10 protein-coding genes are annotated in these 11,240 nt (G+C 64.1%); 2 read left to right on the forward strand and 8 right to left on the reverse strand.

Annotated features, from left to right (window positions below):
- Positions 1–17 precede the first annotated feature (17 nt).
- Positions 18–929 carry a LysR substrate-binding domain-containing protein gene (locus J2X56_RS15775; protein ID WP_134137225.1) on the forward strand — a complete coding sequence of 304 codons (912 nt, stop codon included), beginning with the start codon at positions 18–20 and terminating at the stop codon, positions 927–929.
- Between the two features lies 1 nt (position 930).
- Here the strand turns inward: J2X56_RS15775 and J2X56_RS15780 are convergent, their stop codons facing one another.
- The 8 genes from J2X56_RS15780 to J2X56_RS15815 form a co-directional block, all read right to left on the reverse strand.
- Complete coding sequence (locus J2X56_RS15780) at positions 931–2,214, reverse strand: glycosyltransferase (protein WP_209567825.1); 1,284 nt, start codon at positions 2,212–2,214, stop codon at positions 931–933.
- A gap of 77 nt (positions 2,215–2,291) precedes the next feature.
- A complete protein-coding gene (locus J2X56_RS15785) occupies positions 2,292–3,464 on the reverse strand; it encodes an MFS transporter (protein ID WP_209567823.1) in 1,173 nt (390 codons plus the stop codon).
- Positions 3,465–3,563: 99 nt separating this feature from the next.
- Entirely contained in the window at positions 3,564–4,439 is an 876-nt protein-coding gene (locus J2X56_RS15790) for a nucleotidyl transferase AbiEii/AbiGii toxin family protein (protein WP_209567821.1), read from the reverse strand.
- A complete protein-coding gene (locus J2X56_RS15795) occupies positions 4,427–5,515 on the reverse strand; it encodes a type IV toxin-antitoxin system AbiEi family antitoxin (RefSeq protein ID WP_209567819.1) in 1,089 nt (362 codons plus the stop codon). Before J2X56_RS15795 ends, J2X56_RS15790 begins: the two co-directional genes overlap by 13 nt.
- Positions 5,516–5,732: 217 nt before the next feature.
- Positions 5,733–6,881: a galactonate dehydratase gene (gene dgoD / locus J2X56_RS15800; RefSeq protein WP_088755358.1), complete on the reverse strand. Its 1,149-nt coding sequence runs from the start codon at positions 6,879–6,881 to the stop codon at positions 5,733–5,735.
- 105 nt (positions 6,882–6,986) lie between these two features.
- The gene (locus tag J2X56_RS15805; RefSeq protein ID WP_310160817.1) at positions 6,987–7,625 is read right to left on the reverse strand and encodes a 2-dehydro-3-deoxy-6-phosphogalactonate aldolase; all 639 of its coding nucleotides are present in this window, start codon (positions 7,623–7,625) and stop codon (positions 6,987–6,989) included.
- A gap of 46 nt (positions 7,626–7,671) precedes the next feature.
- Positions 7,672–8,631, reverse strand: a complete 960-nt coding sequence (locus J2X56_RS15810) for a 2-dehydro-3-deoxygalactonokinase (RefSeq protein ID WP_134137218.1) — start codon at positions 8,629–8,631, stop codon at positions 7,672–7,674.
- 18 nt (positions 8,632–8,649) lie between these two features.
- Complete coding sequence (locus J2X56_RS15815) at positions 8,650–9,624, reverse strand: aldose 1-epimerase (RefSeq protein WP_209567817.1); 975 nt, start codon at positions 9,622–9,624, stop codon at positions 8,650–8,652.
- A gap of 542 nt (positions 9,625–10,166) precedes the next feature.
- Here J2X56_RS15815 and J2X56_RS15820 point away from each other — a divergent pair.
- Positions 10,167–11,138 (forward strand): ABC transporter substrate-binding protein, encoded by a 972-nt coding sequence (locus J2X56_RS15820; RefSeq protein ID WP_039789112.1) that lies wholly within the window; start codon positions 10,167–10,169, stop codon positions 11,136–11,138.
- Positions 11,139–11,240 lie beyond the last annotated feature (102 nt).

Raw genomic sequence — 11,240 nt, forward strand, 5'->3', positions numbered from 1 at the left:
CCAACCAACACGAACCCATGGAACTGAGGCAACTGCGCCAATTCATCGCGCTGGCAGAAGAAAAAAGTTTTACCCGGGCGGCCACGCGCTGCCATGTGGTGCAATCGGCGCTGTCGTCCTCGATCCGCCTGCTGGAAGAAGAACTGGCGGCAGCGCTATTCGTGCGCACCACGCGCCGGGTGGAGCTGACGGCGGCCGGCGAGGCTTTCCTGGAGAGTGCCCGCCGTTCACTGGCGGCGCTGGAACAGGGGGCCACCAACGTGGCCGACGTCAATGCCATGCGGCGTGGCCGGCTGTCCATCGGCACGGTGCAGAGCCTGCCCTCCTTCGTCGATCTGCCGGCGCTGCTGGCGCGTTTCCACCGCCGCCATCCGGCGGTGGAGGTGCGGCTGTGCCAGGGCGCGGCCGGCGAACTGAATGAAAAGATCGATGCCCGCCAGCTGGACCTGGCCATCCTGCCCATCGAGGAGAGCGGGGAGGGTTTGCAGCAACACATCATCGCCTGCGACGAACTGGTGCTGGCCTGCCATCCCAGCCATCGTCTGTCCAAGGCGCGTTCGGTGACACTGGAACAACTGGCCGGCGAGGGCTTCGTCGATTTCGAAACCGGGCTGGGTACGCGTGCGCTGGTGGATCGCGGCTTCGCCGAGGCGGGCTTGCGGCGTCGCGTGGCCTTCGAGGTCAGTGATCTGGTGACCTTGCTTGATCTGGTCGGGCATGGACTGGGCGTCGCGCTGTTGCCGCGCGATCTGGTGCATGCACGGCGTGGCAAGCTGGCCAGCGTCAAGCTGCGCGGAGTGGAGCTGTGCTGGGAGCTGGTGGTCACGCACAAGACTGCGGCCCGCAATGGCGTGCTGGTGCTGGATGCGGCACCGGCAGCGTTTCTGGAGTTGTTGATGGAGCAGGCGCAGGCCCGGGAACAAAACTGAATCAGCGCCCCGGCAGCAGCGCCTGCTCCGCCAGCTCGGCCCATCCTTCCGGATGTTCGCTGGCCTGCATGGAGCGGGCAATGGCGTGGCAGCGTTGCGCCACGTCAGGCGCTGCCAGCAGGCGCGCCAGCGCTGCTTGCAGGCGTGCTGCGGAAAGGCGTTTGGCCGGAATGATCTCGCCCACCCCCAGCCGTCTGACCCGATAAGCATTGTCGAACTGATCGTAGGCAAACGGCACCACCAGCTGCGGTACGCCTGCCCGCAAGGCAGCGGCGGTGGTACCGATACCGCCGTGATGGACGATGGCGGCCACCTCCGGCAGCAGGGCATCGAAGCTCACATAGGACTGCCACAGCACGCCCTCGGGCAAGACTGCCGTCAGTTGTTCGCGATGCCGGGTCACCAGCAGTGCGCGGCGGCCCAGAGCCTGTGCAGCCCGTACAGCGCTGGCGAAGAACTGTGCGGCATGCTGGTGGCCGGAGCCTGGCGTAAAGACGATGGGTGCCGGACCAGCGTCGAGAAACTGCCGCATGGCCGGTGTCCAGTCCGATGGCGAAGACGATGCCGGAGGCGGAAATTGTCCGCTCAGGAAAGGCTGCGGCCAATCCGGCTGGACCGCGCCGAACCAGTTCGGGAACAATCCCAGCGATGCATCCGGTGCCTGCATCACGTGCGCAAAGAAATGCGCCACCGGCGGCAATCCCAGCCTGGCCCGCACGGCATTGAGCGCGGGCAGCGCGGGCGGATCGATCATCCAGCGGTGTGCCAGTGACCACAGGGTCTTGCGCCAGGGCAGCGGCAGCCAGCCGGGGACGGGCAGTGATCCCATGGCCAGCAGGTCATGGCTGCTGCACAGGTTGGAGGGGGCGAGATAGGTGGCGACGATGCGCAGTCCGGGACGCAGGCTGCGCGCAATGTCAGCCGCCGGGACCAGCAAGGGATGGCTGAGGATGACGCACTCTTCCTCGGCAGGCAATTGAGCCACCAGCTGGTGCAGGCAATCGATGTAGGGCGCGGCGGCCCGGCAGATCACCTGCCAGCCCCGGCGCTCATCCCACAGGTCCGGATTGGCCAGCACGGCCTGGAATTCTTCCACGCTGCCCAGGGGATGGCAGGACAGTCCCGCTTGCTCGAACAAGGCCGCATGAAAACGCGGCACCACCATCAGCACCCGATGTCCCCGCGCTTGCAGGCCGAGACCGAGCGAGAGGAAGGGCAGCATGTCGCCGGTGGTGCCGGTGGTGGCGAGGATCAGCAGGGGAGCAGGGCGGGCAGGCGCTGGCATGGGTGGTTTGGGGGCGAAATGAAGAAGGCTTCAGGGGTGCGCGCCACTGTAGCCGATTTCGCTTGCCCTCGCCGTCGTCAGATGAAGCGTTTGACCGCTCGAGGCCCGAACAGCGCCACCACCATCATCACCAGTGCCACCCCCACGAAGCTCACCCGCAGCCCCAGGTGCTCGGCCACGCCACCGATGCACACCGGTCCCAGCAGCATGCCGACGTAGGCGAAGCGCGCCACGGCGGCGATGCTCTCGGCGGCCGGCATGCCCGGTACGCGTGCTGCGGCCAAGAAGAAGATCGGCATCAGGTTGGCAATGCCCAGCCCGGCCAGCAGCAGGCCGGCCATGGTCGCCAGCGGTGTCGGCAAGGCCGCCGCCAGCGCGATGCCGGCAGCCCCTGCCACCCCGCTCCAGAGCAGCGTACGCAGGCCGCCGATGCGTGCACGGATGCGGTCGCCGGTCAGCCGCCCGGCCGCCATGCCGGTAGAAAACGCGGCGTAGCTGTAGCTGACCCAGGCGGCGGGCGACTGGGCGATGTCGCGCATGTACACGGCGGCCCAGTCATACATGCCGCCTTCGCACATGAGTGCCAGGAAGGAGATCACGCCCAGCACCAGGACCATGCGGCGGGCGGATTTGTCGGTGCCGGGCGTGCTCGCGGTTTCATCATGGACATCGTCGGGCAAGGCGAAGGGGCCGATGGACAAGGCCACCGACAGCGTCACCGCCGCCACCAGCGCGGCATGCGCCAGGGGCGACAGGCCGGGCAGGGCGCCCAGCGCCGAGCCGGCGATGCCGCCGATGCTGAACATGGCGTGCAGGGTGGACATGATGGGCCGGCTGCGGCCGTTTTCCACCAGCGCGGCCTGGACCGACATGGCCACGTCGAAGGCGGCCATGGCGCTGCCGAACACCAGCAGCAGCGCTACCAGCATCCAGAACTGCGGGGCCAGCGGGATCAGCAGCAGCGTGGCCGCGTAGAGCATGCCGGCCTGGCGCAGGGCGCGCGCGCTGCCCACGCGCGCGATCCACTTGCCGGACTGGCCCATGGTCAGCAGGGCACCGCCGGCCACCGCCAGCATGGCCAGCGACAGCACCGCATCCGACAGGGCGAAGCGATCCTTCACCGAGGGAATCAGGATGCCCCAGGTGGCGAAGGTGGCCCCGTTGACGAAGAACTGCGCCATGGTGGCACGGGTGGCGTTGCGGATGCGGTGCGGGTGGAAAGCGGGTGCGGATGAGCTGCCTGAATGCATGGAGAGGTCTGGCGAAAGTCAAAGATCGTCACTTTGCCAGTTTTTGATTCATTCGTTAAATGGATTATTCAGATCAGCTTGATCGATCCCACAGATGAATCACGCTGGCCCTCTGATGCCGAGCGCCCTCAGCCAGAGATCAATCTGGCCATAGGCATCTTGTTGCCATTGTTCAGGTGTACGTTCGCCGAGGACCTGCGACTGCTCGACGAAGTGGCGCACACAGGTAGGTCCGAAACCGTCGACGCTGTCGAATTTGCGGTCAATGAAACCGTAACCGGCTGCCGCGCTGGGATGCAGCAGCAGGGCGCGGCATTCTTCTGCAAGCACATCCGCCCCGCCCGGATAGTTGCGGATGCAGTAGTAGATGTCATAGGCATCCTTTTGCTTGTAGCGCCCTTCGATGGCGTGCCCTTTCATGGCCAGCAAGGCGGGGATCGAGCACACCGCGATCTCGACCCGATTGGTGCCGCCGGTCGGCATGGGTCCGCTGATGGCAACCCATTGATAGAAACGCAGTGCGAGATCGGCCCCATCGGCGCGCTGCACGGCGAAGTCGCTGATGAGCGGCGGGACGTTCTTGACGATCTCTGCATCGCGCGGCATGAGGAAGTCGACGATGATATCGATGGACGCGCCTTCGTCTTCGGTGGGAACTTGCCGCAGCAACTGGAAGCGGCGCAGGTCCCGGCGCTGCTGATATCCGTGTTCCTGCAAGGCTTCTACCAGCGTTGCGTATTCACCGTCACCCAGCGCTTCGGCATCAAGGCTGAGGTCAACGTCCACCGTGCCCACGTGCGGCATGTCGTCATTGCCCAGCAGCAGCCACGGAACCGCACCGCCGACGATGGCGAATTTGCCTTTGAAACTCCCGAGGATCTGACCGATTTCGATCAGGACTTTTTTGACTGCAGTACTTGTACGATCATCGTAATCAGTGGCGGATTGCGGTTCGCCGGGCGTCAGCTTTTCCATGTGAGCAATGTCTTTCGGAGATGGTCTGCGGCCTCCCGTCCGCGTTCGCCTGCGTGGTGCAGGTCTAGATAGGTTTGAATGGGACTGGTGCAGACCGCGCCGGGCGCGGGTTCCTGCGTGTCACGAAGAAGATCGGCGTCGTCAAGCAGGTTCACCATGACGTTCTCGCCTTTGGCCGCAGAGGACAGCTTCAGGGCGGACTGCAGTGATTCCAACCCGGCTTCGGTTGCCTGGAAATAATGGGTTCCGGTCCTGGCGTAGGGGGCCAGCCATTGCGCCGCCGAGAACGATGAAAATGCGGCTGCGGGGAGTTCGTCTTCCCGGTGACGGCGCATGGCGTGCCGTGCCGCCTGTTCAAAGGCGCTTCCGTGCAGGGGCGTGTAGAAAGCCAGACGCTCACCGGCAGGTGGTGTATAGGCATCCTGCCATTCATCCAGCAGGGCATCCGGTTCTGACAGGAACAGGCCACCCTCCGCCACCTGGGCCCATTCGCGCTCGAGCAGAGCCGTGCGCACATTGCTGACGTGGCCGAGGCTGACCGCCGCCGCCTGAGCCAATTCCATGACGCGCCAGGCGCGCTGCGGGTCGCGCAGCAACACCCGCAACACTTGCGCTGATTTCGGTTTGAACAAGGAGCGCAGTGCCCGTCGGTCGGCAACGGGTTTGCTGGCCACCTGCCGTTCGATGAAGATGCCGTCGAAGACCAGGCGGGCATTGCCTTCCAGATCCAGGAAGCCGGCTTCATGTTCACGGCACAGCGCCTGGGCATCGGGAGACAGGTAAGGGGCGATCAGGACGGGCGTGGCGTCCTTTGCGTGGTGCGACATGTAATCGCGCAGGGTCAGCAAGGCATGGCGCACATGGCGCGGTTGCCCCGAGGAATTGGCTTCGCACACCAATGCATGGCGTTTGCCTGCGACCTTGATCCGCGCCGTGAAATCGACGCCTGAATCCGCCATGGCGGTCTCGTGCTCGATGTCCAGCAACTTGAGCGCAGGCACCTGCAGCAGCAACGAGCGCAGGGCATGGGCTGCTTGGGTCTCAAACGATTTCATTGAATGATGTGTTTTCAGCATATGATGAAATTAGCACTTTCGATGAAATTGTCAACCCATGTTTTCAGTAAAGCGGTATATTTCAACATATGTTGAAATATGCGTTATTGGTGAAATATGCGCCGCTAATGTTCAGGCAGGATTATTGTTTGGCATCTCGGTAAACGCAAAAAAACCCGGCCAGCTTGCGCCGGACCGGGTTGAGGGACTACCGAGGAGGAAGTTTCGGCTTATCGCTTTACCATTCGGCAAAGCTGCCATCCTTGTGGCGCCAGATCGGGTTGCGCCAGCGGTGGCCGACTTCGGCGCGCTGACGGACATACTCTTCATTGATCTCGATGCCCAGGCCAGGGCCTTGCGGGATCTTCACGTAGCCGTCTTCATACGCGAACACGTTCTTGTCGCGGATGTAGTCCAGCAGGTCATTGCTTTCGTTGTAGTGAATGCCCAGGCTCTGCTCCTGGATGAAAGCGTTGTAGCTGCCGGCATCGACCTGCAGGCAGGAGGCCAGCGCGATCGGGCCCAGCGGGCAGTGCAGCGCCAGCGCCACGTCGTAGGCTTCGGCCATCATGGCGATCTTGCGGGTCTCGGTGATGCCGCCGGCGTGCGAGACGTCCGGCTGGATGATGTCCACATAGCCCTCGGAGAGGATGCGCTTGAAATCCCAGCGCGAATACAGGCGCTCGCCCAGGGCGATCGGGGTCGAGGTCAGGTGGGCGATTTCCTTCAGGGCTTCCGAGTTTTCCGACAGCACCGGCTCTTCGATGAACATCAGCTTGTACGGCTCCAGTTCCTTGATCAGGACCTTGGCCATGGGCTTGTGCACGCGGCCGTGGAAGTCCACGCCGATGCCCACGTTCGGGCCCACGGCTTCACGCACCGCTTGCACGTTGGCCAGGGTCAGTTCGATCTTGTCGTGGCTGTCGATGAATTGCAGTTCTTCGGTGCCGTTCATCTTCACGGCGGTGAAGCCACGGGCCACGGCGTTCTTGGCCGCTGCAGCGGTATCGGCCGGGCGGTCGCCGCCGATCCAGGAATAGACGCGAATCGAGTTGCGCACCGCGCCACCGAGCAACTGGTGCACCGGCACGCCCAGGGCCTTGCCCTTGATGTCCCACAGGGCCTGGTCGATACCGGCCAGGGCGCTCATGTGGATGGCGCCGCCGCGATAGAAACCGCCGCGATAGAGCACGGTCCAGTGGTCTTCGATGTTGCGCGGGTCCTTGCCGACCAGGTAGTCGGCCAGTTCGTCCACGGCTGCCGCGACGCTGTGCGCGCGGCCTTCCACGATGGGCTCGCCCCAGCCGACGATGCCTTCGTCAGTCTCGATCTTGAGGAAGCACCAGCGCGGGGGCACGATGAAGGTGGAGATCTTGGTGATTTTCATTGTTCGGTCCGGTTATGCGTTTAATCTGTCTGATCTATTGATCTGTTCTGTAGATGAATGATCGCGGTGCGATCGCTTACAACGATGAATCTGGTGTGCGGGAAATCAGCCCAGCGCCTTCCAGGCCGCCACGAAGGCCTGTGCACGCTGGCGCACTGCGTCGGCGGACAGGCTCGGCGTGTAGAGCGCCGATCCCAGGCCGAAGCCGGAGGCACCGGCCGCGCGGAAGACGGCCATGCCCTCGGGCGTGATGCCACCGACCGGCAGCAGCGCGATGTCGCGGGCGATCACGGCACGCCAGGCCTTGACCACCTGCGGACCCAGCTGTTCGGCCGGGAACATCTTGAGTACGTCAGCGCCGTTGTCCAGCGCCGCAAAAGCTTCGGTCACGGTGGCCACGCCCGGTGCGCTGTACAGGCCCGCATCGCGCGCGGCACGAATCACGGCGCCATCGCTGTGCGGCATGACGATCAGCTCGCCGCCGGCATTCTTGACGTCTTGCACCAGCGCGGGCTTCAGGACCGTACCGGCACCGACGATGCAGTCCGCCGGCAGGCTCTTGCGCAGGATGCTGATGCTGGCCAGCGGTTCGGGCGAATTCAGCGGGACTTCGATGATGCGGAAGCCGCTCTCGTAGAGGGCCGCGCCGATGGCTTCGGCTTCCTCGTTGCGCACGCCGCGCAGGATGGCAATCATGCCGGTGCTGCGCAGGGCGTCGTGGAATCGTTGGGAATGGGTGCTCATGGTCTTTTGTCCGGGTGCGTCGTAGGTGGTGCAGTAAAGGGGGCGATCAGGCCAGCAGGCCGGCGTGCTGCGCCAGGATCCACAGGCCCGCTTCGGTGGCGGCACCGGCCTCGGCGGCCGGGCCCAGTCCATACAGGTCCAGCGCCAGCTGGTAGCGGCGGCACAGGCCGGGGTCGCCGATCAGGACGATGGCCGGCGTGGTCGGATACAGATTCTTCAGGGCGGCGATCTCGTGGCCGATCAACAGGCCCGAGAGATAGTCGGGTTGCGCCTCGGCCGCCAGTTCACCGGTCAGGCCCAGGGTGCGGCTGCTGAAGATGTTGGAGAGCACGCCGCTCTTGCCTTGTGCGGTCCTGGCCACGCCGGCACCGCGCAGGAAAGCTTCGTCATCGGCCACCTCCGGTTTTTGCATGGTGCGGCCCAGGATGGTGTGGCCGCACAGCGCGCCATAGACTTCGCCGGTCATGAAAGTATCGAAATGTTCGATGCGGCCCTCGACCACGCGCACCCACTTCGAATGGGTGCCGGGCAGGCCGATCAGCAGCTCGCGCTCGGTACGGGTCTGCAGGGCACCGATGACCTGAGTCTCTTCGCCGCGCATCACATTGGGCAGGGCTCCGGCTTCCAGCAGGCCCGGCACGATCCACAGCGGACGGCCGAGGCCGGTGTCAACTTCGGTCAGCTGGCTGCCAATCAGCGCGGGGGCCAGCGGCACGTTCAGATAGGCGGCTTCACGCCAGCCCTGCTTGCTGCCGACCATGCCGGCCGCGATCAGAGGGGCGCCGGGCGCGGCCTTGAGCCAGTCGCCGCAGGCGGCTTCCAGCGCGGCACGGTAAGGCGCGTGGGCATCTTCGCCGTGGCCCACGGCCGGCAGGTTCATGATGCCCCAGGGATGGGCGCGGCGCTCCACCACCTGGCCGCTGCGATCGAAACGATAGCAGCGCAGCGAGGAGGTCCCCCAGTCGAGGGCAATCAGGGCGCAGTCTTGATTCAGTGCTTGGTTCATCGTCATTCTTTGCCGGCGTCAGCGCGCCAGGCTTGTCTGTTGGGTGGTGGCCTGGACTGGCTCCTGGGCGATCTCGCAGACCGTGAAGCGGGTCAGCAGCACCATGTCTTCTCCCGGTGCCAGCGCGATCAGGCCGGGCTGGTTCGGCTGGTGGAAGGCATCGATGGGATGCGTGACCGGTTCCAGGCAGAAATACGGCAGGCCATTGGGGCGGAACATCAGTACATAGCCGCTGCGATCCGTGGTGTGCATCTGCAGGCGCAGGCCGCGTGCCGGATCCTCGATCATGGCCAGACCGTCCCAGCCTTCGAAGCAGTTGTCGATCAGGCCGCCTTGCAGCGAGGCGGCGCGGTTGTAGTCCCAGCCGCTCGGCAGTTCCCGCGAGAAACCGGTGGGGATGCGGTCCGGCCCGGAGAGCCACACGCCGCGCGAACGGAATTGCAGGCGGGTTTGCGCGTCATGCAGGAAATAGGGATGCAGGCCCAGGCCGTAGGGCAAGGTCTCTTCGCCCGTATTGGTCACGCGCAATTCGATTTCCAGCGCGTTCTCGCGCAGGGTCAGCACCTGTCGCGCACGATAGACATAGGGGTTGCCGTCGCAGCGATGCGAATCCAGTTCCAGCGCCATGCGGTCGTCGGCCTGGGACACGATGGTCCAGGCCTGGCGCCAGCTGTCGCCGTGGATGGGATAGGGTTCGCCGGGACGATTGGGGCTCAGCGGATAATGCTTGCCGTTGAAATCGAAGCCGCCGCCGGTGATGCGGTTGGACCAGGGCAGCAGCGGGAAGCACGCGGTCGCGTACAGCTTTTCCGGGTCGGCACTCCAGGGGCGCAGCAGCGGCAGCCACTTGCGGTCACGCTGCCATTCCCAGCCGGCCAGTGCGCCGCCCAGCGTCGGCAGCACGTGCAGACGCTGGCGCCCTGACTGCAGGGTATGGATTTCCGGCAGCCCCTGGGAGCCTGCACGTTGGGCATCGCTTGCTCGGGATGGCATGGTGTCTCGTATCTTGTTATGGAGTGCTGCGTGCATCGTGGGCACGGGAACGCGTTGTCCATCGCGTCGTCCCCCTTGGGGCTGTCTGAAGTCGTCGGCAGGAAGAAGGAGTTGGCTCACGTGGGTTCGCGCCCGGTCTTCATGCAGTGCGCTTCAAAAAAATCTGGCTGATCCTATCACCGCACTCCGATAGGGAATAATGAAAAAATCATCGCAAACGATATCAAAAATGCGCGCCGTCCGCAGTGAGGCAGGCAGTGAGGCAGCATGCGTGGCCGGCATGCGCCAGCTCGATGCACAGGCGGGGCGCGCTGCCCCAACGATGTGCGAAACGATATCGAAAAACATTAAAAATTCATTGGATGCGAATTGGTCGCTTGCCTAATATGGAGCGCGAATCAAGGACGATCAGGGCTGTCCGCGATTCCAACCGCACCGCGCCGCTTCCAATTCATACCTACAAGTCCAACGCATTCCGGCGCAGCGCACCCCACGCATAGAACAAAGGGAAGTCCACAATTCCCTGTCAACGGAGACTGACAATGAATTCGAAGAGAAGAGCGCTTCTGGGCGCAGCCATTTGCATGAGCCTGGGCAGCGCCGTGAGCTTCCCCGCCTTTGCCGCCGACAAACCACTGACCATGGGCTTCTCCCAAGTGGGTGCCGAAAGTGAATGGCGCACCGCCAATACCGTATCGATCAAGGACGCCGCCAAGCAGGCCGGCGTCAACCTGAAATTCGCCGACGCCCAGCAGAAGCAGGAAAACCAGGTCAAGGCAATCCGCTCCTTCATCGCGCAAAAGGTCGACGTGATCGCCTTCTCGCCGGTGGTGGAATCGGGCTGGGAAACCGTGCTGCGTGAAGCCAAGGCCGCCAAGATTCCGGTCATCCTGACCGACCGCGCCGTCAACGTTTCTGACAAGTCGCTGTACGTCACCTTCATCGGTTCGGACTTCGTGGAAGAAGGCCGCCGCGCCGGCCGCTGGTTGCTGGACAAGGCCAAGTCCATGCCCGCCGGCGACATCAACATCGTCGAACTGCAAGGCACCGTCGGTTCGGCACCGGCCATCGACCGCAAGGCCGGTTTCGAGGAAGTCATCAAGAGCGAACCGCGCCTGAAGATCATCCGCTCGCAGACCGGCGACTTCACCCGCGCCAAGGGCAAGGAAGTGATGGAAGCCTTCCTCAAGGCCGAGGGCAAGAAGATCAACGTGCTCTACGCCCACAATGACGACATGGCCATCGGCGCCATCCAGGCCATCGAAGAAGCAGGCCTCAAGCCGGGCAAGGACATCACCATCATCTCCATTGATGGCGTCAAGGGTGCCTTCGAAGCCATGATGGCCGGCAAGCTCAATGTCACCGTCGAATGCAGCCCGCTGCTGGGCCCGCAACTGATGCAGATCGCCAAGGACATCAAGGCCGGCAAGGAAGTCCCCAAGCGCATCACCACCGAGGAAGGCATCTTCCCGGCCGAAGTGGCGGCCAAGGAATTCCCGAACCGCAAGTATTGATGCCTGCATGACGGCAGCGCGCGCACTGGATTGCCCAGGGCGCGCGCGGTGCTGGTGTGGCCTGATGGGAGTGCGCAAGACGGCGCGCGCCCATCAGGATTC

The sequence above is a fragment of the Herbaspirillum sp. 1173 genome, from assembly GCF_031455335.1.
Taxonomy (GTDB): Bacteria; Pseudomonadota; Gammaproteobacteria; order Burkholderiales; family Burkholderiaceae_D; genus Herbaspirillum; species Herbaspirillum huttiense.